The following is a 25,715-nucleotide window of genomic DNA, read 5'->3' on the forward strand; positions in this document are numbered from 1 at the left end:
CTCGCCGTGCCGACCTATCTCGCCCTCGGCGACTCGTACACCATCGGCGAGGCGGTGGCCGCGCACGAGCGCTGGCCGGCCGTGCTGGTGCAGCGCCTGCGCCACGGCGGCATGCCGATCGACGAGCCGCGGATCGTTGCCGTCACCGGCTGGACCACCGACGAACTGGCGCAAGGCATGGATGCCGCGGCACTGATGCCGCCCTACGGCCTGGTGACGCTGCAGATCGGCGTGAACAACCAGTACCGCGGCCGCCCGGCCGACGACTACCGCGAACAGTTCGCCGGCCTGCTGGATCGCGCGATCGTGCTGGCCGGCGGCCGTGCCGCGCGCGTGGTGGTGGCGTCGATCCCCGACTGGGGCGTCACCCGCTTCGCCCGCGAACAGGGCCGCGACCGCGCACGCATCGCCGCCGAGCTGGACGCCTACAACGCGCTGGCCCACGCTGAAACCGAACGCGCCGGCGCCCGCTTCGTCGACATCACCGGCACCTCGCGCCAGCACCCCGAGCTGCTCGCCGACGACGGCCTGCACCCTTCCGCGGCGCAGTACGCCTTGTGGGTGGAAGCGATCGAACCGGCCGTGCGCGCGGCACTTCGCTCCTAGCCGCAACCGCGCTGCAACCTGTTCGCCATCGCACGGTGACGTGACGTCTGCACACTGGCGCCCCGGGCAACCACCTGGGATCGGCCATGACCAGCCTGCACTGCCGCAGCGCCTTCATCTCCGACGTGCATCTGGGCACGCCGGACTGCAAGGCCGCCTACCTGCTCAACTTCCTGCGCCAGCTGCGCTGCGAAAAGCTCTATCTGGTGGGCGACATCGTCGACCTGGAGGCGCTGTCCCGGCGCCACTGGTGGCATGCCGAACACAGCGCGGTGATCGCCGAGATACTGGAACTGGCGCGCCGTGGCGTCGACGTCGTCTACATCCCCGGCAACCACGACGCGCCCATGCGCGGCCTGCACGGGCAGAACTTCGGCGGCGTGCGGATCGCACTGGATGCGGTGCACGTCGGCGCCGATGGTCGCCGCTACCGGGTCAGCCACGGCGACGAGTTCGACCCCGAGCGGATCGGCCGCCGCTGGATGCAGCAGTTCGGCGAGGCGATGCATCGACTCATCTGCTGGGGCAATCGCCGGCTGCATGCAATGCGGCGACGGCTGCGGCTGCCGTATCTGCCGCTGTCGATCATCCTCAAGTCGCACGTCGGCAAGGCGCTGGCGTACATCCGCGCGTACGAACAACGCGTCGCCGCGGACGCGCGCGAACGCGGCTTCGACGGGCATATCTGCGGGCACATCCACTTCGGCCACGTGCGCGAGCTGGCCGGCGTGCTCTACCTCAACGACGGCGACTGGGTCGAGCATTGCACCGCGCTGGTCGAGGATCACACCGGTGCGATGGAACTGATCCACTGGAGCGAGCAGTCCACCGCGCTGGGTCGCGCCAGCCGCGAACTGGTCTGGCCCTCGCCCGCCGCGGTGCTGGCGCTGGCGCCGCTGGGCGCCCGCCGGCGCCACCTGGGCGAGCTGCACCGGGCCGCCTGAGCGGGGGCAACCTTGAAGGCCGGCAAGTCCCCCGCATATCGGACGGCGTATCATTGAAGCCTTCTTTGCCGGAGTTCCCCATGTCTCTCGACGCCGCCACCCGCGAACGTATCGAAACCCTGCTCAAGGACCACCGCGTGGTGCTGTTCATGAAAGGCAACCGCCAGCAGCCGATGTGCGGCTTCTCGGCCGCGGCCACCAACACGCTCAATGAATTGCTGCCCGAGTACCACACGGTCAACGTGCTGGACGATCCGGAGATCCGCGAGGGCATCAAGGCCTACGGCGACTGGCCCACGATCCCGCAGCTGTACGTGGAAGGTGAACTGGTCGGCGGCGCCGACATCATCCGCCAGATGTACGGCAGCGGCGAACTGCACCAGCTGTTCGGCGTCGCCGCGCCGGACCGGACCCCGCCGGAAATCACCATCACCGACGCCGCCGCCGAGGCGATTCGCCAAGGCACCGCAAATGCGCAAGGCGTGGCACTGCATCTGGAGATCGGTCCCGACCACAGCGCCGGCTTCCAGCTGGCGCCGGCCGGCGAGCACGACATCGTGGCCCATGCGAACGGCCTCGAAGTGCATTTCGACCCGGCCAGCGCACAGCGCGCCAAGGGCATCGTGATCGACTGGGTCTCCACCGTGCAGGGCGAGGGCCTGAGCCTGAAATTCCCCGGCGCCACCGAGATCAAGCCGCTCAGCGTGCAGCAGCTGAAGCAGCGGCTGGCCGCCAACGACATCACCCTGATCGACGTGCGCCCCGCCGCCGGCCGCGCCCAGGCCGCACCGCTGGCGCAGGCGCGGGTGCTGGAAGAGGAAGGTTACGAGAGCCTGGCCAACCTGCCGAAGGACACCGCGCTGGCCTTCATCTGCCACCACGGCATGTCCAGCCGCGCCATGGCCGAACGCTTCGCCGCGCACGGCTTCAGCAACATCTACAACGTGGAAGGCGGCATGGATGCGTGGGCCAGCGAGGTGGATTCCAGCGTGCCTCGCTACTGATCCGAAAGGGCTTTCGTCCGGTACTCGACGAAGCACGGAGAGCGCCCTTGGAAGGGCGCTCTCCGTTCCGCCGGATCATGCCTAGTGTCAGGCTCAACCCTTGGGGGTAAGTACTTCGCTCTCCCGGTTGAAATCGCCGATCGCCCCGACCAGATCATTCACGGCTGCCCGTTCGGCCTCGCTGAGATCCGGATTCCAGCTGTCGAGAATCAGCACTACCCGCGTTTCGCCACTGTTGTTCCAGGCCTCGTGCTCGAACGTGTCATCGAAGGTCACACAGCGTCCCTCCTGCCACGCATGGATTTCTCCGCCAACGCGCAAGGCACAATCGGGCGGCACGATCAGCGGCAGGTGCGTGACCAGTCGGGTGTTGGTGACGCCACGGTGCGGCAGGATATGCGTGCCGGGCCGCAGCACCGAGTACAACGTTTCCGGTGAGTGTTCGCGCACGTACACGAGCGGCAGCGCGTCGAGCAGTGCGGCCGTCTGCGGACAGCGCGCGCAATGCGCGTCGTAGCGCTCGCCGTGGCGATGGAAGAAATACGCATCCCAGGCCGCCCGGGTACCGGAGGAGCGCACCAGGTCGGCCGCGTCCTGTGGCGAATCCGTCTGCAGAAACGGTTCGAGGTCCTGCGGCTGCGACAGCACGGCGCGCAGCTCCTCGCGAATCACGGCAGTGTTGGCCTCCAGTTCCGCCTGCCACGGAAAACGCTCGCGCGGGTAATACGGCTGGCTCGGCACGCTCGGGAAATAGAGGAACTTCGGTCGCTGCCGCGAATCGGGCGGGGTCATCGCCTTTTCGCCGAGATAAATGGACAGACAATCCTCCACGCGTGCAAGTTCGGAGCGACCGTAACGCTGCCGCAGGGGTTCGAGCACTTGATCGAAAAGCTGCCGGCGCCCGGCATCGATGAAACCAATCGCATGCCTGACCGCATCGCGCAGACCGGGTGCTGTGTTCGCATCGCCAAGCCAGCGGCCTTGTGCCTGGGCAGCGTTTACCGCGCCGAAATAAGCCACCAGTGCACGGTGCGTTTCCCCCAGCTTTTCAAGCGCCATACCCAGGCGAAGACGCGCCACAAACATGTGCGGCGCCAGCGCCGTTCCACGTTGCAGGCTGCCCACTGCGCCGGGCAGATCCCCGGCGGCCATCTGCGCGGCACCCAACTGGTGCAGCGTATTGGCATCATCCGGATGCGCCTGATCAGCCGCGAGCAGCATGGCCACGGCACGAATGGCATCCCCGCGAATCAGATGGCGGCTGGCGACGAACTGCAGCGCCTCGACGTCACCGGGAATCATCTCCAGCAGCCGCGCAAAGTGCTGCTCGGCCAGTACCGGATCACCACGCTGCAGTCCGTTGTGCGCCATTTCGCGCAAGGCCACAGCACCCTCATGAAGCTCGCTGTTCATCGTCTGATTACCGCCAAACGGGTTCTGTTCAGGAAGAAAAACGTCAGTCAGCCTCGCTGACGGTGCGTACCAAGCATAATAATGAGGTTCGAGAGACAGCGCGCCCATTCCCTGTATTCGCAGGATGCCGCACCGCAGAAACCACGTCCTGATCAGAGACCTCGATGAACCCACGTCTGCACGGGCTGAGCCCCGTCGTCATCCAACATGTATTGGCTGCGGGACAGGCGCTCGACGGTGGCCATCTGGACGAGGCCGATCGGCAACTGTCGCATGCATTGGCGGCGTACCCGGACCATCCCGAAGTGCTGCGGCTGCTGGCAGGTATCCACAACTTGCGCGGCCAACACCTCGATGCCTTGCGCGTGATGCGCCGGGCGCTGGCGCAACGCCCGCAGGATCCGCTCTATCACAACACCCTCGGATCGCTGCTGGGCGCAGCGGGCGACTACGAATTGGCGATCGATGCGTTGCGCGTTGCCTGCAAGCTCCAGCCAGGCCTGGCCATCGCCTGGTTCAACCTCGGCGTTATGCTGACCAAATCCGTGCGCAACGACGAAGCTGTGGAGGCGCTGCAACGGACCGTCTCGCTCGCACCCGACCATATCGCCGCGCGGGCGCTGCTCGCCGACATACTGCGCACGCGAGGGCAGCTCGAAGAAGCGGCCGCCGAATACCGCCAACTGATCGCCCAGCACCCCGCGGCCGGGATCGCCTGGTGGGGACTGGCCGACCTCAGGACACAGCGCTTCACCGAAGAAGACATCAAGCGCATGCGCGCTGCGCTGCAGCTTCCCGCGACCAACGACAACGACCGCATCACGATCGGCTTTGCCCTGGCCAAGGCTCTCGATGATGCCGGCAACTACGCCGCTTCACTTGCCGCACTGGAACAGGCCAATGCCATTGCGCGCCGCCGCCAGGACTGGAATGCCGAAGCGTTCTCCAGCAGCGTCGCGGCCATCACTGCTGCGTTCGATCCACCACCTGCCGGCGCGATGGAACCACTTGGCCGCGAGGCCATCTTCATCGTCAGCCTGCCGCGCGCGGGCTCTACCCTCGTCGAACAGATCCTGGCTTCGCATTCGTCGGTGGAAGGCGCCGGCGAATTGCCCGATCTGCCGCACGTGCTGGCCGAGGAATCGCGTCGCCGCGGCAAGCCGTTTCCGCAGTGGGTCGACCATATGCAACCGTCCGACTGGGAACGACTCGGCCGACGCTACCTGGAACGCACCGCGCACTGGCGACGCCGGCGTCCCATCTTCACCGACAAGCTGCCCAACAACTGGATCTACATCGGCGCCATCCGCGCCATGTTGCCGGCCGCTCATATCGTGGTCTGCCGGCGCGACCGGCTGGAAACGTGTTTCTCGTGCTACCGGCAACCACTGGACAGCAGCAACGGTTACACGCGCAGCTTCGCCGACCTGGCCAGCTTCTGGCGCGATTTCGACCGCAGTGTGCAGCATTGGACCGCGCTGCATCCCGCTTCGGTGCACGAGCACCGCTACGAGGTGCTGCTGGCCGAGCCGGAAGCGCATATCCGTGAACTGCTGGATTTCTGCCGGCTGCCATTCGAGAACGCGTGTCTGCACTTCCACGAGAACCGGCGCGAGGTACGCTCACCCAGTGCCACCCAGGTGCACCAGCCGTTGCGCCGGGACACGGCACGCGCACATCTTTACGGAAATCTGCTCGACCCGCTCAGGAAGGCACTTGACCTGCCGTCGTGGCAGCCATGACAGCATCGGCGACAAGCACGGCAATCCTCGTCGCGCTCGAGCAAGCGCCGGAGCAGGAGTGGCTCGAGCATGGTCGCGCGCTGGCCCTGCGCGCCGATCTGGCCGGCGCGCTGGCCGTTTTCTCGGCGGCGGCACGGCGCTATCCCGCATCGGGAGAAGTGCGCGTTGGTCTGGCCGGGCTGCATTGGCAAATGCAGCAGCAAACACAAGCCGAGGCGTTGCTGCGCGACTGGCTGGCGCAGCATCCCGCCCATGTCGCCGCCACGTTCCTGCTGGTCCGGCTGCTACGCGAGCAGGGCCGCATGCAGGCGGCGGCACAATCGATGCGACAGCTGTTCGAGCACGGCCCGCACGATACGGACACCGTGATCCAGGCGGTGGAGATGCTTGACGACTATGGCCGCCCGCAGGATGCCGCCGTGATTTGCGAAGCTGAGCTCGCTGCCGGCTCGACCGACCCGCGCATGCATGCCTACGCCGGCATGCTGGGCATCCAGCTGGGTGAATTCGAGCGCGTGCGCGAACGTTATGAGTTTGCGCTTGCCCACAGTCCCGTGGCGGTCGAATGGAATATCCCGATCGGCTTGTCCGGCCTGCAACGCTATCAGGACTCCAGCCATCCGGACTTCGCGCTGTTTCGCGAGGTGCTGAATCGACCCGGGCTGAGCGACAAGACGCGCATCACCACATTGTTCGCCCTCGGCAAGGCGCATGACGACATCGCCGACTATGCCCAGGCGGCAAGCTATCTGCGCGAGGCCAACACGCTCGCACACGCCGCCGGTTCATGGTCGCGCAAACAGTGGAACCGCTCCGTCGAGGCACGCCTCGCAGCCAAGCCCTATCCGTTCACGTTGCCCGCACCCGCCGACTGGACGCCGATCTTCATCGTCGGCGTACCACGCTCCGGCACCACCTTGCTGGCCGAACTGATCGCACGTCACCCGCAGGTCCGCAACCGCGGCGAACTCGGCTGGCTCAAGGCGCTGGCGCAGCGGCTTTCGCTGACGACCGCCAGCCAGCAGGACCCCTACGAACAGGCCGCCGCCATTTACGCGGCGCAGTTGCGCCAGGACGATGGCGACGCGCACTGGTTCATCGACAAACAGCCGCTGAACCTGCTGCATGTCGACCTGATCATGGCATTGTGGCCCAACGCGCGGATCATTCATTGCCAGCGCCACGCGCGCGACACGGCACTGTCGCTTTGGTCTCAGTCCTTTCATGACCAGGCCCACGACTATGCCTACGATTTCGGCGACATCAGCGCGCTGATACGGGGCTGCCGCCGCCTGGCCATGCACTGGAGCGCACGCTACCCGGAAGCATTTCGCACCGTCCATTACGAAGACCTGGTGACAGCACCGGATGACATCGTGGCAGCGCTGATCGACTGGCTGGGACTGCCGGCCATGAGCCCTTCCGACCCGATGCAGAAGCCACACGGCATCAGTACCGCCAGTGCATGGCAGGCGCGCCAGCCGGTGCATACCCGCTCCGCCGGACGTTGGCGCGAATACGCAGCTTACCTGCCGGAACTACTGCGGGTTCCCTTGCCATAACCCCCTGGCGGGGCAACTTTGCCACGCCGCGCGGTTGTCCCGATCAGCGCTGCCGGCTAATTCGCAGGCGAGCTGCTGTACATCTCGGTGTCGTAGCCCCAATGCCGCAGCATGGGTTCGAGGATCGGCAGGACCGGCTCGAACTCGCTGCGGTACCGATGCCAGCGTCCCAGTCCTTTCCGGTTCACCGGCTCGATCACCTGCGAGTAGCTGGGCGTGCCGATATACGTCTTGCTGCGTGCATGCTGGTCGAAGCTCAGCATGGGAACGGCATCCTCCAGTTCCAGGAACTGTGCGATGCGCGCAGCCTGCTGCGGAAAGTCCAGCACGAGATCTTCGTAGCGCGACACCATCATGTCCGGCTGCAGAATGCTCACCTCTTCCAGCCAGCACGTCATGATCTCCACGTAGGCGTGCGCCAGCCGCGTGAGCGTATTGCAGGCTGCCGCCAGGCCGCTGGAGCGGAAATTCTGCATATAGCAGCTGAGAATCACGTCGCAGGGATGACGTAGCGCGAAGATGATCTTTGCCGCCGGAAACAGTCGATGGATCATCGGCAACCACTGCATGTTCAGTGGGTTCTTGTCGACCAGCTGTGCATCCCACCGCCGTGCTATGCGCTCGGCGACCATCGCGTGGTAGCGCTTGCGCAGTTCGTCACAATCGAACTGCCGCAGTACGCCGAAGTCGTCCAGGATGCGTGGATCGTGCTGGCGCAGCGTATCGGCCAGGTTATTGAAGAATGGATTCTCGTCCATCGACTGCAAACCCGGGTGCGCATCCAGCATCTGCTCGAGCAAGGTGGTGCCCGAACGCGGAAAACCCACCACAAAGACTGGCGAATCGTGCGCCTCGGGCGCGATCAGTTGCGGCCAGCGAGCATACTGTTCGGCCGACACCCGCGGAGCATCCGTCGGCATGGCCGGCGCAGCAGGCGTGAAATGCTCCAGCGATTCGAACCGCCGCTCCCGCGCCTCCAGGCGATGCGCCTCGCGCAAGGCGCCCATCGCCGCCGTGGTATCGCCCAGCTTGTCGTACACGGAAGCCAGCTGGAAATAATGGGCATAATCGTCGTCGCCCTGTGGCCCGCATAGCTCCAGCAGCTGCCTCGCACCGACCAGGTCCTTCCGGCGCAATGCCAGCGTGGCCAGCAGATGGTCCGCCTCATTGCGCATGGCGTCAGTCCAGTCCGCCGCCATGCGAACCATCGGCGACACCATCGCCTCCGCGTCCGCCAACCGATTGAACCGCTCATACACGCTGGCCAGCAGGAGCCGTGCTTTCGGGTGAGCAGGCCGGCGGGCAATCAGGTCCTCCAGCAGCTCAGCCGCTGCGGGCACATCGTTCCGCAGCGTCAGTACCTGCGCCAGCTCCAGTTGCAGCCCGTCGTCGTTCAGCGGCAACCAGTGGCGCCAGGGTTTGAGCAAGTCGCCGGCACCCCGGATATCCTGACTGAGGCAGCACGCCCTGGCGGCCTGAATACGTGCCTGTACCGACTCCTGATCCAGCGCAACGAGGTCAAGCAACACGTCACGTGCGGCCAGATAATCGTGTTGCTCGATCAGCAAAAGCCCCAACTGGCTCTTGGGCAGCGGATTGGTCGGGTCCAGCTGGATCGCCTTTGCATAGGCCGCCTGCGCCTCGTCGTGCGCGCCGGCATCCGCCAGCACGGTGGCGTAATTGTTCCAGTGCAGACTGCTCGCCGGGGCCAGCCGTGTCAGCTCGGCATAGATCGACCGGGCGGCGGCCAGCTGCTGTTGGGCATGCAGGCTCATGGCCAGCAGCAACAGCAGATCCTCATCCTGCGGGAATTCGGGCAATGCCTGCCGGCACAGTTGTTCTGCGCGAGCGGGGTGGCCGGCGTTTATCGCGGCGGCAATCTGGGAAACGGTATGGGCGTTCATGAGCTCAAAAAAGGGCCGCGTAAACGTCACGCGGCCCTCAGGTTAGCGCTTGAGTCGATGACTTAGAACTTGACCGTCACGCGAGCGTAGTAGTAGCGGCCCATGAAGTCGAAGTCGCTCGGGTCGCTGTTGGCATTGAGCGTGTTGTTCGCGTACAGCATGGGCGGCTGCTTGTCGAACACATTGTTCACGCCAAAGTCCACGCGCGTGTTCAGCAGTGCGATGTTGTAGCCGACTGACACGTCGTTGTAGACCGTTGCGCCGTACTTGAGCACGCTACCGTTCTCTCCGTTCGGCAACGTGTCCTGCAGCGTAAAAGCCGGGCCGCCATTCTGGAACCGGCCGATGTAGCGCATGCGCCACGAAGCATTCCAACCGCCCATCTGCCAATCCACAAACCCTTGCCCACGCCAGCGCGGAAACAGGCAGACACCTACGGCATCCGGGCAGGCGGAGGCCTGTGCGGAACCGAACGGCAGGAGATGACCGGCATCGTGGTACGTCACGTTACCTGCCACACCCGGTGCCGTCTGCTGGTTGAAGTACTTCAGGTAGGTGGCGTTGATGCCCATGCTGAACTGACCGAAGCTGAACTGCGGCAGCTTGTAGTTTGCCGACCAGTCGACGCCGCCGGTGCTCACGCTGCCCAAGTTGCCAAATGGCTCAACCGTGGACTGCAGCAACTGACCCTGATTGGCGCCAGGGTTGGGATTACGGTGAATGTACTGGCAATACTGGGTCGAACCGGCGGCACATAGGTTGAGCAGACTCTGCAGGCCCACGTTGGTGATGGTGTCGTTCAGGTTCACATGCCAGAAGTCGATGCTGGTGGACAAGCCCGACACATACGACGGACTGTAGACCAAGCCAAGGTCGAAGGTCTTGCCATGTTCCGGCTTGACCGGGAAGCCGGCCACGCGAGCACCTTGTACAACCGTGCTCGCCTGGGTCTGCGTCGCCACGGCGACGTCCCGGAACGAGCCATCGGTGGGTACGAACTGACAGGCCTGGGCGAGTGGCGAACCGGCCGGCGCGCCGGTATAGCCGTCACACGGGTCACTGTGGATCAACGGCGCGTCGGAGCCCGCCGTGAAGAGCTCGGTGAGGGACGGCGCGCGGAACACCTCTTCCATCGAGCCACGCAGCAACAGATCGTCGATCGGCCGCCACTCCAACGCCACCTTCATGTTGTTCGTGCTGCCGAAACCCTGGATTCTCGAATAACGGTCGCCGACGGTGACATTCAGCGACTTCACACCCGGCAAATCACTGAGGACCGGAATGAACGCTTCCGCGTAGACGTCCTTGGTGTTGTAACCGCCCTGCACCGCGGTAAGGCACTGGCTGCCCAAGACACAGGTACCTGTGGAATTATCGATCTGCAACTGCGGAGCGGGGGTGGCGTGCTGATAATCCTTGCGATATTCCGCACCGACCGCCAACTGTACGGCGCCTGCCGGCAGGCTGAACACCTCACCATTGATACCGGCGTGCCAGGTCTTCTGGATCACGAAGTTATTGCTGGGGGCCGTCACATTGGCCGCCTTGATTGCCGCAACGGTACCAGGGGCGGTCATGTCGAACGGATTGAACTGGCAGGCCACCGTGCTGACACCGGGAGGGCACGACGCCGTACCGTCCGCGTTCAGCGTGGAGGCGCCTGTATACAGCGCCCCCTGATCCACCAGGCCACCAGTGGTGGTGACAATGCTTTGATGACCGTAGTTGAAGCCGACGTCCCAGGTCCAGTTTTTGTCGAAGACCGTGAAGTCGCCCCTGAAACCGGTGTTGATCTGGGCGTCCGTCCTGCCAATCCCGGCCATGCGGGGGCCGTTCGAGGTCAGCCGCGAGCGGAACTGGTTGCCAGTGGTCCCGAACGGTACGCCGAACGGATTGAACGCATTATTCATGTCAAGCGACGCGCCCGTCGTATCGGTGCCATAGACCGCGGGCGCCAACTGGAAACTGGCCGACGTCTTCTGGTAGATCGCTTCCAGGTAGGCCGAGACGTGCTCACCGAGGTTGTACGAACCGTTGATGAACCCGCCGGTACGCTCCTGCGGGGTCATGATCAGGTTGATCGCCGCGTAATTGTACTTGTCGGCGTTGCCATAGCAGTGGTAATTGGCCGTGGTGACCACCTGACTGTTGCCACCCGGGTTCAGCGACACGTTAGAACAGCCGAAGGCGCCCTGCATGCTGACCGGCAGTTGGATACGACCGACCGGCGTGGACGACGAACCGCCGATGACGACCTGGCTGCCAGAGAGGGTCAGCGCATCCTTGGCGAAGCCGCGCGCGGCCGATAATACGCCGTCCTGCTTGTTGTAGTTGACGCCGGCCATGATGCTTCCCTTGTCGGACGTCTGTCCGAAAGTGAAGCTGTAGCCACTCTGATCACCGTCGCCACGGTCGGACTCGCCCACGTTGGCTGTGAACGTGGCGCCTTGGTAGTCCTTGCGCAGGATGAAGTTGACCACGCCACCGATGGCGTCCGAACCGTAGGTTGCCGAAGCACCGTTGGGTAGCACTTCGATGCGCTCGATCGCGTCGACTGGAACGGCGTTCGGGTCCTTGCTCAGCAGGCGACGACCATCAACCAGGATCAACGTGCGACGCGAACCCAAGCCGCGCAGATTGATGCTCGACGAACCCGTACCGCCGCCGTTGTTGACCTGCGGATTGACAGCACCGCCGGTCATTGCCGGGAGCTGCTGCACCAGATCGCCCAGGGTTAACTTGCCGGTAGCCAGAATCGCCGCACGGTCAATGACAACCACCGGATTGGACGTTTCCAGGTCGACGCGACGGATATTCGAGCCTGTGACCACGATGGTCTGCAGGGTAGTGGGTGCCTTCTGATTTGGTTGCTGATCCTGCGTGGACTGATCCTGCGCGCCCGAGTCCTGGGCAAGTGCAGTGCCCGATACGCCTACCGCGATGACCGCACCCAGCGAGAGTGCCAGGCGGACTGCCGAAGAAAGTTTCTTGACCCCAAGTTTCATGAAAACACCCTCCCGATTAATTTAAGACCCTCCGATTGGCTGCTGTCTTGGGCCTCGATAATTCCCGCCCCAAAACCTCAACCTCGGCCCACCTCCCAAACCAATGAACCTCTGACTCACGGAACTCCCGGTCCGGGTCGATACCGCGACAGGCAACAACGCCGCGTTAACACGCGGCACACCTGCCCATCCATTAGTCCCACCCCGGTGCAGAGCCAATCCTGTCATTGCACTTGATGCAGCTCGGTCTGATGCGTACTTATTACGCTTCATTTACATACTGTCAACAAATTTTGTACTGTAGAAACTTACGTTTGGGTGTCGATTCAGGCTGCCCTGGCAGGCTGCTGCCTGGATTATCGGAGGGCAAACCGGCCTCCATCAGCCGACCCAGCCGCCGGATCGCGACTATTCTGTGTCTCCGTCCGCCTCGAAACGCAGGTGTTTCACGCTGCGTCCGTTGCGGCGCACCAATTTGAGGGCCTCGATGCCGATCTTGATGTGCGCCTCGACGAACTGCGAGGTGATGCTGCGGTCGCTCGCCTCGGTTTTCACCCCTTCCGGGATCATCGGCTGGTCGGACACCAGCAGCAGGGCGCCGCAGGGGATCCGGTTGGCGAAGCCGGCGGCGAAGATGGTCGCCGTCTCCATGTCCACCGCCATGCAGCGGGTGCGCCGCAGATAATCCTTGAACGTGTCGTCGTGTTCCCACACGCGGCGGTTGGTGGTGTACACCGTGCCGGTCCAGTAGTCGTGGCCGAGGTCGCGGATCATGGTGGAGACCGCGCGCTGCAGCTGGAACGCCGGCAGCGCCGGCACCTCCGGCGGCAGATAGTCGTTGCTGGTGCCTTCGCCCCGGATCGCGGCAATCGGCAGCACCAGGTCGCCGAGCTGGTTCTTCTTCTTGACCCCGCCGCACTTGCCCAGGAACAACGCGGCGCGTGGCTCGATCGCGCTGAGCAGGTCCATCACGGTGGCGGCGTTCGGGCTGCCCATGCCGAAGTTGATCAGGGTGATGCCGTCGGCGGTGGCATTCGGCATCGGCCGGTCGCGGCCCTGCACTTCCACCCCGTGCCACTGCGCGAACAATTCCACGTAGTGACCGAAGTTGGTCAGGAGGATGTGTTCGCCGAATTGTTCGAGCGGCGTGCCGGTATAGCGCGGCAGCCAGTTGGAGACGATTTCCTGCTTGTTCTTCATTGCGAAGCGATATCCGATTGCGTTACCGGCGACGCCACGCCGGCGAGATGCCAGATGAGGTTGCGCCATCTTAGGTGGCTGCCCCTCCACCCGCCAGCTTCCCGCCTCGCCGTGCGGCCACCCGGCAAACACCGCCACCACGGCCCCCCATGCTATGTTTCGGCTGCCATTCATGATCGGGGGATCAGGTGATGCGGATGGGTCTGGCAATCGATGCGGCCTGCGATCTTTCGCAGGCGTTCCTGCAGAAGCACGATATTGCGGTGATGCCGATCACCGTGCGGGTGAACAGCGAAGTCTTCATGGACGACCGCAAACCGGCCGAGATCCAGCGCTTCATCGATCGTCGCCTGGGCAGCCGCAGCCATTCGGCGGAAACCGAACCCTGCCCGGTGGAAGAGGTGCAGAAGCTGTTCCTGGAGAAGCTGGTGCTGGAGCAGGACTGCGTGTTCTGCCTGACCATCACCGCCACCCGCAGCCCGATCAACGAACACGTCAACAAGGCCAGCTTCGGCATCCTGAAGAATTATCGCCAGGTGCGCGAGCAGGCCGGCGTGCCGGGTCCGTTCATGATGCGTGTGATCGACACGCGCAACATCTTCGCCGGAGCCGCGCCGGTGATCTACGAGGCGGCCCGGCTGATCGCGGCCGACGAGCCGCCGGCCACGATCCGCGAACGGCTTACCCATCTCGCGAACCACACCTACGGCTACATGCTGCCGCGCGACCTGTACTACCTGCGCGCCCGCGCCAAGAAAAAGAACGACCGCAGCGTCGGCCTGGTCAGCGCGATGCTGGGCTCGGCGCTGGACATCAAGCCGATCCTGCGCTGCTTCCGCGGCGAGACCGGCCCGGTCGGCAAGGTGCGCGGCTTCGAGCAGGGCGCCGAAGCGTTGTTCGGCTACGCCGCGCAACGGGTGCGCGCCGGGCTGCTGGTACCGCTGGTGTGCGCCAGCTACGGCGGCGACCTCGCCGTGCTGTCGCATCTGCCCGGCTATGCCGAATTGCGCCAGGCCTGCGAGGAATGCGGCGTCGAGCTGATGGAGGCGCCGATGAGCATCACCGGCATGGTCAACGTGGGCGAAGGCGCGGTCACGATCGGCTTCGCCGCCGAGGAACATGTCGCCGAGTTCTGAGGATGGCCGCCGCATGCCGCACCCGAGCGCCCTGCTGCTCTTGCTTGCCGTGACCGGCACACCGGCCGTCGCCGGCACGGTATACAAGTGCAGCGGCGCGGATGGCCGAGTGATCTATCAGGACACGCCGTGCGCGAAGACACAGCGGCAGCAGACCCTGCAGTTGCCGGACGACACGACCGCGCCGCCGCCGACCAGCGTAGTCACCAGGCCCGACCGCCCGCCGCCCGTGGCGGCGCCCGCCCCGCCATCCACGCCAGGCGTGCCGCTGGTCCAGCTGTACCAGTGCAGGCACGCCGTCGACGGCAGCCTCTACGTCAGCCGCAACGGCAATCCGCCACCGTTCCGCGCACCGCTGGGCATGCTCGGCGCGCTGTCGACGCCGCTGGGCGAGGTCTACGGATCACCGAACCACGCCGGCATCTCCGCGCCGGAGGCGAACCGCGGCCGGGTCAGTGCCGGGCTGGTCGCCAACAACTACGTATGGGTGCAGGACCGGTGCCGGCCGATGAGCGTGCCGGAGATCTGCAGCGAGTTGCGCGACGAGCAGGAACAGAACGCGCGCAAGCTGCAGCGCGCGTTCAAGAGCGACCGGCCGCCGCTGCAACGCCGCGACGACGAGCTGCAGGCGCAGTTGACCCACTGCTGAGGCCGCTCAGAAACCGTAGCTCATGAAGCCGCCGTCCACCGCCAGCACCTGGCCGGTGATGTAGCTGGCCGCCGGCAGGCACAGGAACGCGATCGCGGCGGCCACTTCCTCGGGCTCGCCGATCCGCTTCAACGGCGTGCGCTCGAGCACCTCGTCCAGGTAATCGGCGTCGGCCAACGCCGGTTCCGAGCGCTGGGTGCGGATGTACCACGGCGCCACCGCGTTGACGCGGATGCCATCCACCGCCCACTCCGCGGCGAGGTTGCGGGTGAGCTGGTGCAGCGCCGCCTTGCTCATCCCATAGGGCGAGCCGGTGCGCACGTGCGTCATCGCCGAGACCGAGCCCACGTTGACGATCGCCGCGTTCGCGTGCTGCACGAGTTGCGGATGCGCCAGCCGGCACATCTCGAATGCGGAGAACAGGTTCTGCTCGAAGACCGCGCGCACCTCGCTGGTGTTGTAGTCCAGCGTGGCCATGGGCCGGTTGCCGCCGGCGTTGTTGATCAGCAGCGACACCGGCGCAGCCAGGTCGGCGATCCAGTCGAACACCGCCAGGCGCTCCTCCGCCTCGGCCAGGTCCGCGCCGAATGCCAGCACTTCGACATCGGCGAATTCATCGGCCAGCTCCACCCGCACTTGCTCGAGGTAATCCTCGTCGCGCGCCACCAGCAGCAGGTCGGCGCCGAGGCTGGCCAGTTCGCGCGCGGTGGCGTAGCCGATGCCCTTGCTGGCACCGGTGATCAGGGCGGTATGGCCTTGCAGCTGCCAGGTGTCGGGACGGCTGTTCATGGGCGCAGCTTAAAACGTCGTTCCGGCGGCGCCTAGTGACGCGCCGCGGATCCTTGCCTGCGAACGTGCATGGCGGGACACTCGGCACTTCGACCACGCGCGAGAACCGCCATGAAGCCGCTGCCGCTCCTGCTCTGCGTCCTTGCCCTCGGCGCCTGTTCCAGCAAGCCGCCGGAACCCCAGGCCAAGCCGGCGGCGGCCGACACCGCCACGCCGTTCGACGCGCTGAAGGCGGACGAGCAGCGCGCCAAGGACGTGCAGAAGGTCGTCGACAAGCAGGCCGAGGAGCAGCGCAAGCAGATCGAGGCGCAGGAACAGTAAGGTCCGTTTCCGCTCAGTGACGGACCCGCTTCAACGCGGGCTGCATAGGCAGTCCGCGTAGATGTTCGGCGTACCGGCCTTCGCGTTGCGCAACAGCTGCAGTTCCGGCGCCAGCGCGGGCAGTTGGGCGAACCAGTTCGGCAGGCGCACGCCCCACGACCGCAGCACGTGCACGCTGGCGGTCTGGTTGAGGCCGATCAGGAAACGCTCGAAGCCGCCCAGCGGCGCCTCCACGTAGCGCACCGGGTAGCCCTTGCCCAGCTTGGCCAGGCTGGCCGCATCGGCGACGGCGGCCTGCAGCCCGCCGAGCCGATCGACCAGGCCGCGTTCGAGCGCCTGCTGGCCGGTCCACACCCGGCCCTGCGCGATCGCGTCGACCGCCTCGTAGCTCTTGCCGCGCGCCTTCGCCACGTTGCCGACGAAGTCGCGGTAACCCTTGTCGATGATCGCCTGGATCACCGTGCCGACCTTCGGATCGAGCGGACGGCTGATGTCGAACGCGCCGGCCATCGGCCCGGTGCCGACGCCGTCGCTCTGGATGCCGAGCTTGGCCAGCGTGTTCGGCACCGTGTAGTACATGCCGAAGATGCCGATCGAGCCGGTGATGGTGTTCGGCTCGGCGAAAATGTGGTTCGCGTTCATCGCGATCCAGTAGCCGCCGCTGGCCGCCACGTCGCCCATCGACACCACCACCGGGATGCCCGCGCGGCGGGTCAGCTCGACCTCGCGGCGGATCTGCTCGGCCGCGTACACCTCGCCGCCGGGCGAGTTGACCCGCAGTACCAATGCCTTGGTCTTGCGGTCCTCGCGCGCGCTGCGGATCAGCGCCGCGGTGGACTCGCCGCCGATCGAACCGGCCGCGCGCTTGCCGCCGGCGATCTCGCCCTCCGCCACCACGATCGCCACGCCCGGCGCGAACAGGTCGCCGTCGCGCGGCACGCCGGCCGCGTAGCGGGCGAAGTCGACCTGGCGGAAGCTGTGGCCTTTCCGGTCGGCCGGGATGCCTTCCTTGCGCATCATCGCGATCAGTTCGCCGCGGGTGGCCAGGCCGTCCACCAGGTGCTGGTTCAGCGCCAGCTGGGCCAGGTTGCCCTGGGTGCTGGCGATGTGCTGCGGCAGGTTGTCGATGTCGTCGCGCAGCGCCGCCGGGTCCAGCTTGCGCAGTTGCGCCACTTCGGCGAGGTAGCCGTCCCACAGGCCGCCCATCCAGTAGCTGTCGGCCTGTTTCGCCTCGGCCGAGGCGTGGTCGAGGATGTACGGCTCGGCCGCGCTCTTGAACTCGCCGACGCGGAACAGGTGCACGTCGACGCCGAGCTTGTCCAGCAGGTCCTTGTAGAACAGGCGGTAGTTGGCCAGTCCGGTGATCAGCACGCCGCCCTGCGGGTCGACCAGCAGGCGATCGGCATGCGCGGCCAGGTAGTACTGGCCCTGGTCCAGGTTCACCGCCCACGCGACCACCGGCTTGCCCGCCGCGCGGAAGCGGTCCAGCGCCGCGCCCACCTCGCGCAACGCGGCAAAGCCGCCGCCCTGCAGCTCGTCCGGCAGCAGCAGGATGCGGCTGATCCGCTTGTCCTTGGCCGCCGCGTCGATCGCGCCGACCAGGTCGCGCACCTGCACCTGCTTCGGCTGCTCGCCGGACAAGCCGGCCAGCGCGCGCTGCAGCGGCTCGATGCTGTACTGCTCGACCAGTTGGCCCTGCGGCTTGATCACCAGCACGCTGTCGTCCTGCACCGCGCGTTCCATCCGGCTGCCGGCCACGCCGGCGGTCAGCAGCAACAGCAGCACGAACAGGACGCCGAAGAACACCAGGTTGATGATCACCAGCCGCAGCATGTTGATGCCGCGCCCGAGCGCGCGCAGGAAGGCCCAGAAACCGTTGCGGCGTGGCGGTGGCGGTGGTGGCAGCGTCATGTGGATATCCGGAATCGTCGGGTCAAGCGTAGCCGGTCAGGCCGGCGCGGTCATCGGCATGTGACGGCGCCAGCGCTGTTTCCACGCGCTGCGCCAGAAGCGGGTGAACAGCATCACGGCGGCCACCGACAGGCCGGCGATCAGGCCGATCCACATCCCGCGTGCGCCCATGCCGTGATGGAAGGCCAGCCACCAGCCCACCGGCATGCCGATCATCCAGTATGCGAACAGGGTGATCGCCATCGGCACGCGGGTGTCCTTGAGGCCGCGCAGCGCGCCGTTGGCGGCGACCTGGACGCCGTCGGAGAACTGGAACAGCCCGGCCAGCATGATCAGCTGCGCAGCCAGCGCGATCACCTTCGGCTCATGCGTGTACAGCGTGGCGATGAAATGCGGCAAGCCCAGCATCAGGCCGGCGGAGAACACCTGCGTCACCAGGGTCAGGCCGATTCCGCACAAGCCGGCGTAGCGCACACCGCGTTCGTCGCCGCGCCCCACCGCATTGCCCACGCGTACGGTGATCGCCATCGCCAGGCCGAGCGGGATCATGAAGAACAGCGAGGCGATGTTGATCGCCACCTGATGGCTGGCGATCACGTCCTCGCCCAGCGTGGCGATGATCAGCGCGGTCGCCACGAACAGGCCGGCCTCGGCCAGCAAGGTCACCGCCATCGGCAGGCCGATGTGCACCAGCTGGCCGATCCGGCGCAGGTCCGGCCACTCGAAACGATCGAACAGGCCCAGCCCGCGGTAATTGCGCCGGAAGATCACATAGACGCCGAACGCCAGCATCTCCAGCCACAGCACGATCGCCGTGGCCACGCCGCAGCCGTGCGCGCCCTGCGGCGGGATGCCGAGCTTGCCGAACATCAGCACGTAGCCCAGCGGCACCAGCAGCACCAGGCCGCCAAGGCTGAAGTACATCGACGGCCGGGTCAGCGACAGTCCTTCGGACAGGCCGCGCAGTGCGAAGTAGCAGGTCAGCGCCGGCGCGCCCCAGCTGATCGCCAGCAGGAAGCGTTGCACGTCGTGGCGCAGGCTCGCCGTCACCCCGATCAGCTCGATCAGCAGCTCCGCGTGCCGCACCGCGAACCACAGCACCACGCCCATGCCCAGCGCCAGCCACAGCGCCTGGCGGAATACCGCGCCGACCTCGTGGCGCCGGCCCGCGCCGTCGAGCTGCGCCACCGACGGCGGCACCGCCATCATCATGCCGATGCCGCTGACGATCGCCAGCGACCAGATGCTGGCGCCCACCGCCACCGCACCCAGCACGTGCGCGCTGACGTGCCCGGCCAGCACCGCGTCGATCACGTTGCTGCCGACCGCTGCCAGCTGGGCCGCGATCAGCGGCAGCGCGAGACGTACGGTGGCGCGCACCTCGTGGAACAAGTGAGCACGCTCGGGACGAAAGGGTTTCATGGGCACAGCAGACTCCAGGGCCGCACATTCTACCTGAGCCATTCGTCACGACCGCCGGTCCACCGTCCTGTGCGAAGATTCCCCGCTGCACCGAACGGGAACCTCGATGAAGCAGCTGACCAGCTACGAAGGATTGCACTGCGCCAACTGCGGCGCCGGGATGCAGGGCGAGTTCTGCCACGAATGCGGGCAATCGATCCACAGCGTGCTGAAGCCGATGCACCACATGCTCGAGGAAACCGTCGAGACGGTGCTGCACATCGACGGCCGCATCGTGCATACGCTGCCGCCGCTGCTGCTCAAGCCCGGCTTCCTCACCCTGGAATACTTCGCCGGCCGGCGGGTGCGCTACATCGCGCCGTTCCGGCTGATGTTCGTGCTGTGCCTGCTGTCGTTCTTCGTGGTTCATCTGGCGATCGACCAGATCTCCGTCAAGGTGGCGGCGCACCAGGGCCCCACGGTGACCGTGACCGGCGAGGCTTTCAGCGATGCCGACACCCCGAAGGAAGTGCGCAAGGTACTGAAGAGTCAGCTCAAGACCCTGCCGCACATCGCCGCGTATGGCGTGCTGCCGCAACAGCAGCTCCAATTGGCTGCCGAGAACATGCAGCAGCAGGCCAACAAGCGCCTGATCGAACTTGGCGCCGCCCCGATACCGGCCGCCTCCGTCGCCGCGAATCTCGCGGTCGCCGTCCGGGCCAGCGGAGCCCAGGACCACGAGCCCCAGCCGATCCACATCAGCTGGCTGCCGGAGGCGGCCAACGCCAGGCTGACCCGGCTGGGCCAGCAGATCCAGCACAACTGGCGAACGTTCAAGGACGGCGACCCGTCCACCCGCGCCGAAGCAAAGCAGCGGATGATCAATGGCGCGTTCGGCGCACTGCCGGCCACCATGTTCGTGCTGATTCCGGTATTCGCCGGCCTGCTCAAGCTGTTCTACGTATTCCGCCGGCGGCTGTACATGGAACACCTGACCGTGGCCCTGCACAGCCACGCCTTCATGTTCCTCGGCGTGATGCTGATCACCGTGACCGGCATGCTGTCGACCTGGCTACGGCCTCATGCCGCCTGGACCGGCTACGCACTGGGCTGGATACAAGCCGTGCTCATGCTGTGGATCCCGACTTATCTGCTGATCATGCAGAAGCGGATCTACCACCAGGGCTGGCCGATGACCCTGTTGAAATTCTGGTTCATTGGCTGGTGTTACTTCTGGCTGCTGATGCTCGCGCTGACGGTCGCAGCGGCCTTGGGCCTGGCCCACTGAGGCCGCTTGCCGGCCGGTGGCGTGGCGGGTTTTGCACAGCGTCATGAGCTTGTCAAGGCAACCGGTGTCGGCTTGTCAATTGTGTGAACTGCGGCTGGATGCCATTTGCAGGTCATTGAAGGAAAAAGCTTTTTTTACGTGACCAAAACCTCGTCAGGCTGTCGTGAAAGGCGCCACGACGCGCTTTGAGGCACCCCCTCCCCGCTGCATCCACAGACTTATCCACAGCTATTGTGGATAAGCGCAAAAACCTCCCGGGGATAGCCACTTACCCGCGACTCCTCGATAACCGGGCAGCAAGTTCGCGCAACTCGCTCGACGTGGCTCCCCCGGCATCGCAGCTATCGAAACATGAGGCCCCGCGGACGCCGCAGTTACACTGGGCCGCCACGAGGTAGCTCATGCCCGCCGTCCTTCGCGTCGCCCTGCCGGTACCCCTGCCAACCCTGTTCGACTACCTGCCGCCCGCGGCGGGCGAGGCCTGCGTGGGCAGCCGGGTGCTGGTGCCGTTCGGCCGCCACAAGCTGGTCGGCGTGGTGGTGGCGATCGACGCCGAGGCGGCGGTCGGCAGCAGCCGGCTGAAGCAGGTGCTGCGCCTGCTCGACGACGACGCACTGCTCGACCCCGAACTGATGCAGACGCTGGCCTGGGCCGCCGGCTACTGGCTCGGTGCGCCGGGCGAGGCTTACGCCAATGCCTTGCCGCTGGCCCTGCGCGAGGCGAAGCCGCTGCCGCCGATCGGCGACGAATACTGGTCGCTCACCGGCGCCGGCCGCAGCGCGCACGATGCCGGCAGCCGCCGCGGCGGCAGCAAGGCCTTGCTGGACTTGTTGGCGGCCGGCGCGTTGAGTGCGCAGGAGTTGAGCGAGCGCCAGCCCGGCTGGCGCGATGCGGCGCGCCGGCTGGCCGCAGCCGGCCTGCTCGAGCCCAGCGAACGACCGCCGCCCGATCGTCCGCTGCCACCCTCGCTGGCGCCGCAACTCAGCGACGAACAGCAACAGGCGGTCGCCGCCGTGAGCGCCAGCCTCGGCCAGTACCAGCCGTTCCTGCTGGATGGCGTCACCGGCAGCGGCAAGACCGAGGTCTACCTGGCGCTGATCGAACAGGTGCTGGCGCAGGGCAAGCAGGCGCTGCTGCTGGTGCCGGAGATCGGCTTGGCCCCGCAGACCGTGCGGCGCCTGCGCGAGCGGCTCGGGGTGATCGTCGAGGTGTTGCACTCGAACCTGTCCGAAGGTGATCGCGCGCGCGCCTGGCTGCGTGCCCGCGCCAGCAGCGCGCGGGTGATCCTGGGCACCCGCTCGGCGGTGTTCACGCCGCTGCCGCAGGCCGGGCTGATCATCGTCGACGAGGAACACGACAGCGCCTACAAGCAGCAGGAAGGCTTCCGCTACCACGCCCGCGACCTGGCCCTGGTGCGTGCCCGCGCGCTCGGCGTGCCGGTGCTGCTGGGCTCGGGCACGCCGTCGCTGGAATCGCTGGCGAATGCCGAGGCCGGCCGCTACCGCACCCTGCACCTGCGCGCGCGCCCCGGTGCGGTGCGGCCGCCGCAGGTGCAGATCATCGACATGCGCGCGCAGCGGCTGGAGCACGGCATGTCGCCGGCGCTGCTCGGCGCCGTGGCCGATACGGTGGCGCGCGGCGAACAGGCGCTGGTATTCCGCAACCGCCGCGGCTACGCGCCGGTGCTGCTGTGCCACGCCTGCGGCTGGCACGCCGGCTGCCCGCGCTGCGACCGCCCGCTGACCCTGCACGCGGGCCGGCGCCAGCTGATCTGCCACCATTGCGACTATCGCCAGCGCCTGCCCGCCGCCTGCCCGACTTGCGGCGCCGGCGACCTGAAACCGCAGGGCCAAGGCACCGAGCGGCTGGAGGAAGCGCTGCTCGCGCAGTTCCCGCAGGTGCCCGTGCTGCGCGTGGACCGCGAGACCACCCGCCGCCGCGACGCGTTCGAGCAACTGCTGGCCACGCTCAGCGACGACCAGCCAGCGATCCTGGTCGGCACCCAGATGCTGGCCAAGGGCCACGACCTGCCCAACCTCACCCTGGTCGCGATCGTGGGCGTGGACGAGGGCCTGCACAGCGTGGATTTCCGCGCCGGCGAGCGGCTGGCGCAGCTGGTGGTGCAGGTGGCCGGCCGCGCCGGCCGCGCGCGCAAGCCCGGCCGCGTGGTGCTGCAGACGCACCAGCCGGAACACCCGCTGCTGCGCAGCCTGTTGGCACAGGGTTATGCCGCCGCGGCGCGCGAGCTGCTGGCCGAGCGCCGGCTGATCCAGCTGCCGCCGTACAGCCACCAGGTGCTGCTGCGTGCCGAGGCGCCGCAGCGCGAGCAGGTCGATGCGTTCCTCGCCGCGGCGCATGCCGCGCTGCCGACCAACGCGCAGTTGCAGATCGCCGGGCCGATGCCCGCGCCGATGCCGTTGCGCGCGGGCCGGCATCGCGGCCAGCTGCTGCTAGAGGCGGCCAGCCGCCGCACGCTGCACGGCATGCTGCGCTCATGGCAGCTGGCGCTGATCGCGCTGCCGGCGGCGCGGAAGGTGCGCTGGTCGCTGGATGTCGACCCGATCGACCTGTATTGAACCGGCCGTGCAGAAGCGCGCTCAGCTCGCGTCCGGTTTCAGCGAGCCCGGCTTCACCAGCCAGCGCACCGCCAGCACGCCCAGCTCGTAGAGCAGGCACATCGGCACCGCCAGCATGATCATCGAGGTGATGTCGGGCGGGGTGATGAAGGCGGCGATCGCGAACGCGCCGACGATGGCGTAGCGCCGGCTGCTACGCAGCTTGTCGACGTCGACGATGCCCATCGCGGCAAGCACCACCACCGCCACCGGCACCTCGAAGCACAGCCCGAACGCGAAGAACATCAGCATCACGAAATCGAGGTAGTGGGTGATGTCGGTCATCATCTCCACCCCCTGCGGCGTGATCGCGGTGAGGAAGCGGAACGCCGCCGGCAGCACCAGGAAATAGGCGAACGCGCAGCCGATGTAGAACAGCACCAGCGCCGCGGCGAGCAGCGGACGGGCGAGGCGCTTCTCGTGCTTGTACAGGCCCGGGCTGACGAAGGCCCACAGCTGGTACAGGATCATCGGCATGCTGATGAACAGTGCCGCGTAGAACGCCAGCTTCAGCGGCGTGACGAACGGGCTGGCGACCTCGGTGGCGATCAGGTGCGCGCCCTCGGGCAGCCGCGCCACCAGCGGCGCGGCCAGTTCCGTGTACAGGCGGTTGGCGAACGGCACCAGCGCCAGCAGCACCACCAGCACGGTGGCGCAGGCCCTGAGCAGGCGCGTGCGCAGCTCCAGCAGGTGCGAGAACAGCCCCTGCTGCAGGTCGATCCCGGGGTCAGGCGTGGCCATGCGGCGGCTCCTTCGGTGCCGTCGAGGCCGGGCCGCTCATGCCGGCGAACAGGTCGCCGGTGGCGTTGTCCGGCTCGTCCGCGGCCGTGGCTTCGGTGGCGGGACCGGTGACCGCCGCCACCTCGTCCGCCACCGTTTCATCGCGCGCAGGCGCGGCGTTCTGCAGGTCGCGCACCTGCTGCAGCGTGGCGTCCAGTTCCGTCTGCGCCGCCTCCGCCCGCGCCGCGACTTCGCGGGCGTTGCGCTTGATTTCCTCGATCTGCAATTCGCGTTCCACCTCGGCGCGCACGTCGTCCCAGCCGCTGCGCATGCGCCGCAGCAGGGCGCCGGCGGTACGCGCCACGCCCGGCAGTTTCTCCGGGCCGAGCACGATCAGCGCGATGAGCGCGAGCAGCACCAGCTTGCCGAAGCTGATCTCGATCATCGCCGCAACCCGCCCGTCGCCGCGGCTTACTTCGGGTCGCTGGAGTCGCGCTGACTCTGCGTCGCCTTGTCAGCGGGGCTGGCCGGCGGATCGGCACGCAGCCGGTCGGCTTCTTCCTTGCGCTTGACCTCGTCCTCGTCGCCGCTGAGGCCTTTCTTGAAGTCGCGCATGGCATTGCCGAGGTCGGAGCCGATGTTGCGCAGCTTGCCGGTGCCGAAGATCACCACCACCACGACCAGCAGGATTACCAGATGCCAGATGCTCATGTGCTACCTCGAAAACGGATGGAACCGGAAACCCGTCGCGCAGCGCGCACCGGCCTTTCCGTATCAGCGTGAAGTGTACTCTTCGAGCCGGTCGCGAAAGTCGACCACGGGCGCCGGCACGTTGCTGACGCCGCCCTCGAAGATGCGCCGCGGCGTGATGCCCGCGCCATACACTGCCGCGTTCGCATCATAGTCGATACGCAGCGCCGAACCGTCCAGCGCCACGCCGGCGAACAGGCCACGGGTGCGCGAGTAGGAATAGATCTCGGCCTTCAATTGCGCGTCGGTGGCGGCGGTGGCGGTACGCCCGACCGGGCCGGCCGCGGCGGACGCGTCGGCGCCGAGGGTGAACTTGCCGTTGACGATCGAATCCACGCCGCGCTGGGTGCGGAACACCAGGATCACGTCGGTCGACGACACGCCGGCCTGGAAGCCCACGCTGCCGCCGGTCATGGTGATGAAGCTCGGATTGGACCAGGTGCCGTCGGCGCCTTTCACCGAGATCAGGCCTTCGCCGCGGCGGCCGCCGAAGATGAAGCCGGCCTTGATCATGTCCGGGATCACCGCGATCGCCCTGGCGTTCTGCAGCAGATCCTTCGGGATCGCCTTGTCCGGCGCCTGCATGATGTCGTTGAGCACGCGCACGGCGTTGGTGGCGCGTACCAGCGGCGGATCCTCGGCGTGTGCGGCCATCGCCGGCAGCAGCAGGGCCAGGCCGGTCAGCAGCAGACGTTGCACGGATGTCTTCAACATGGGCAGCTCCACACGGGTTCGGGGAAGGGCGCGGCGCAACG

General features: G+C 66.6%; 21 protein-coding genes. 10 read left to right on the forward strand and 11 right to left on the reverse strand.

What is annotated here, in order from left to right; translation table 11 throughout:
• Nucleotides 1-6: 6 nt before the first annotated feature.
• The 3 genes from ABIE04_RS06380 to grxD all read left to right on the forward strand — a co-directional run bounded on the left by ABIE04_RS06380 (nucleotide 7) and on the right by grxD (nucleotide 2,554).
• Nucleotides 7-606 carry an SGNH/GDSL hydrolase family protein gene (locus ABIE04_RS06380; protein ID WP_354547714.1) on the forward strand — a complete coding sequence of 200 codons (600 nt, stop codon included), beginning with the start codon at nucleotides 7-9 and terminating at the stop codon, nucleotides 604-606.
• Nucleotides 607-692: 86 nt separating this feature from the next.
• Nucleotides 693-1,550 (forward strand): UDP-2,3-diacylglucosamine diphosphatase, encoded by an 858-nt coding sequence (locus ABIE04_RS06385; RefSeq protein WP_354547715.1) that lies wholly within the window; start codon nucleotides 693-695, stop codon nucleotides 1,548-1,550.
• An 80-nt stretch (nucleotides 1,551-1,630) separates the two neighbouring features.
• The gene (gene grxD, locus ABIE04_RS06390; protein WP_354547716.1) at nucleotides 1,631-2,554 is read left to right on the forward strand and encodes a Grx4 family monothiol glutaredoxin; all 924 of its coding nucleotides are present in this window, start codon (nucleotides 1,631-1,633) and stop codon (nucleotides 2,552-2,554) included.
• A 93-nt stretch (nucleotides 2,555-2,647) separates the two neighbouring features.
• Here the strand turns inward: grxD and ABIE04_RS06395 are convergent, their stop codons facing one another.
• Nucleotides 2,648-3,925 (reverse strand): aspartyl/asparaginyl beta-hydroxylase domain-containing protein, encoded by a 1,278-nt coding sequence (locus ABIE04_RS06395; protein WP_436410373.1) that lies wholly within the window; start codon nucleotides 3,923-3,925, stop codon nucleotides 2,648-2,650.
• Between the two features lie 206 nt (nucleotides 3,926-4,131).
• Here ABIE04_RS06395 and ABIE04_RS06400 point away from each other — a divergent pair, with 206 nt between their 5' ends.
• A complete protein-coding gene (locus ABIE04_RS06400) occupies nucleotides 4,132-5,709 on the forward strand; it encodes a tetratricopeptide repeat-containing sulfotransferase family protein (RefSeq protein WP_354547718.1) in 1,578 nt (525 codons plus the stop codon).
• Nucleotides 5,706-7,271 carry a tetratricopeptide repeat-containing sulfotransferase family protein gene (locus ABIE04_RS06405; RefSeq protein ID WP_354547719.1) on the forward strand — a complete coding sequence of 522 codons (1,566 nt, stop codon included), beginning with the start codon at nucleotides 5,706-5,708 and terminating at the stop codon, nucleotides 7,269-7,271. Before ABIE04_RS06400 ends, ABIE04_RS06405 begins: the two co-directional genes overlap by 4 nt.
• Before the next feature lie 56 nt (nucleotides 7,272-7,327).
• Here ABIE04_RS06405 and ABIE04_RS06410 read toward each other — a convergent pair whose 3' ends face one another.
• The 3 genes from ABIE04_RS06410 to ABIE04_RS06420 form a co-directional block, all read right to left on the reverse strand.
• Entirely contained in the window at nucleotides 7,328-9,175 is a 1,848-nt protein-coding gene (locus tag ABIE04_RS06410) for a tetratricopeptide repeat-containing sulfotransferase family protein (protein WP_354547720.1), read from the reverse strand.
• A 62-nt stretch (nucleotides 9,176-9,237) separates the two neighbouring features.
• The gene (locus tag ABIE04_RS06415; RefSeq protein ID WP_354547721.1) at nucleotides 9,238-12,180 is read right to left on the reverse strand and encodes a TonB-dependent receptor plug domain-containing protein; all 2,943 of its coding nucleotides are present in this window, start codon (nucleotides 12,178-12,180) and stop codon (nucleotides 9,238-9,240) included.
• A 408-nt stretch (nucleotides 12,181-12,588) separates the two neighbouring features.
• Nucleotides 12,589-13,380 (reverse strand): AMP nucleosidase, encoded by a 792-nt coding sequence (locus tag ABIE04_RS06420; RefSeq protein WP_354547722.1) that lies wholly within the window; start codon nucleotides 13,378-13,380, stop codon nucleotides 12,589-12,591.
• A 191-nt stretch (nucleotides 13,381-13,571) separates the two neighbouring features.
• Between ABIE04_RS06420 and ABIE04_RS06425 the strand changes: the two genes are divergently transcribed.
• Together ABIE04_RS06425 and ABIE04_RS06430 are read left to right on the forward strand one after the other, a co-directional pair.
• The gene (locus tag ABIE04_RS06425; protein WP_354547723.1) at nucleotides 13,572-14,516 is read left to right on the forward strand and encodes a DegV family protein; all 945 of its coding nucleotides are present in this window, start codon (nucleotides 13,572-13,574) and stop codon (nucleotides 14,514-14,516) included.
• A gap of 13 nt (nucleotides 14,517-14,529) precedes the next feature.
• Nucleotides 14,530-15,165 (forward strand): DUF4124 domain-containing protein, encoded by a 636-nt coding sequence (locus ABIE04_RS06430; RefSeq protein ID WP_354547724.1) that lies wholly within the window; start codon nucleotides 14,530-14,532, stop codon nucleotides 15,163-15,165.
• Nucleotides 15,166-15,171: 6 nt separating this feature from the next.
• Here ABIE04_RS06430 and ABIE04_RS06435 read toward each other — a convergent pair whose 3' ends face one another.
• The gene (locus ABIE04_RS06435; protein WP_354547725.1) at nucleotides 15,172-15,954 is read right to left on the reverse strand and encodes an SDR family oxidoreductase; all 783 of its coding nucleotides are present in this window, start codon (nucleotides 15,952-15,954) and stop codon (nucleotides 15,172-15,174) included.
• Between the two features lie 111 nt (nucleotides 15,955-16,065).
• Here ABIE04_RS06435 and ABIE04_RS06440 point away from each other — a divergent pair, with 111 nt between their 5' ends.
• Nucleotides 16,066-16,275 carry a hypothetical protein gene (locus ABIE04_RS06440; protein ID WP_354547726.1) on the forward strand — a complete coding sequence of 70 codons (210 nt, stop codon included), beginning with the start codon at nucleotides 16,066-16,068 and terminating at the stop codon, nucleotides 16,273-16,275.
• A gap of 30 nt (nucleotides 16,276-16,305) precedes the next feature.
• Here ABIE04_RS06440 and sppA read toward each other — a convergent pair whose 3' ends face one another.
• A complete protein-coding gene (gene sppA, locus ABIE04_RS06445; RefSeq protein ID WP_354547727.1) occupies nucleotides 16,306-18,186 on the reverse strand; it encodes a signal peptide peptidase SppA in 1,881 nt (626 codons plus the stop codon).
• A gap of 36 nt (nucleotides 18,187-18,222) precedes the next feature.
• Nucleotides 18,223-19,608: an MATE family efflux transporter gene (locus ABIE04_RS06450; protein WP_354547728.1), complete on the reverse strand. Its 1,386-nt coding sequence runs from the start codon at nucleotides 19,606-19,608 to the stop codon at nucleotides 18,223-18,225.
• 106 nt (nucleotides 19,609-19,714) lie between these two features.
• Between ABIE04_RS06450 and ABIE04_RS06455 the strand changes: the two genes are divergently transcribed.
• Nucleotides 19,715-20,875 carry a DUF3667 domain-containing protein gene (locus tag ABIE04_RS06455; protein ID WP_354547729.1) on the forward strand — a complete coding sequence of 387 codons (1,161 nt, stop codon included), beginning with the start codon at nucleotides 19,715-19,717 and terminating at the stop codon, nucleotides 20,873-20,875.
• 401 nt (nucleotides 20,876-21,276) lie between these two features.
• Nucleotides 21,277-23,451, forward strand: coding sequence for a primosomal protein N' (locus ABIE04_RS06460; protein WP_354547730.1), 2,175 nt, complete (start codon nucleotides 21,277-21,279; stop codon nucleotides 23,449-23,451).
• A gap of 21 nt (nucleotides 23,452-23,472) precedes the next feature.
• On the opposite strand, the gene tatC is transcribed toward ABIE04_RS06460, so the two are convergent.
• From tatC to ABIE04_RS06480, 4 genes are all read right to left on the reverse strand, one after another.
• A complete protein-coding gene (gene tatC, locus ABIE04_RS06465) occupies nucleotides 23,473-24,231 on the reverse strand; it encodes a twin-arginine translocase subunit TatC (protein ID WP_354547731.1) in 759 nt (252 codons plus the stop codon).
• A complete protein-coding gene (tatB, locus tag ABIE04_RS06470) occupies nucleotides 24,218-24,655 on the reverse strand; it encodes a Sec-independent protein translocase protein TatB (RefSeq protein WP_354547732.1) in 438 nt (145 codons plus the stop codon). Before tatB ends, tatC begins: the two co-directional genes overlap by 14 nt.
• A 26-nt stretch (nucleotides 24,656-24,681) precedes the next feature.
• Entirely contained in the window at nucleotides 24,682-24,921 is a 240-nt protein-coding gene (locus ABIE04_RS06475; RefSeq protein ID WP_354547733.1) for a twin-arginine translocase TatA/TatE family subunit, read from the reverse strand.
• A gap of 63 nt (nucleotides 24,922-24,984) precedes the next feature.
• The gene (locus ABIE04_RS06480; protein WP_354547734.1) at nucleotides 24,985-25,674 is read right to left on the reverse strand and encodes a lipid-binding SYLF domain-containing protein; all 690 of its coding nucleotides are present in this window, start codon (nucleotides 25,672-25,674) and stop codon (nucleotides 24,985-24,987) included.
• Nucleotides 25,675-25,715: the final 41 nt, after the last annotated feature.

The organism is Rhodanobacter soli (assembly GCF_040548735.1).
GTDB lineage: Bacteria > Pseudomonadota > Gammaproteobacteria > Xanthomonadales > Rhodanobacteraceae > Rhodanobacter > Rhodanobacter soli_A.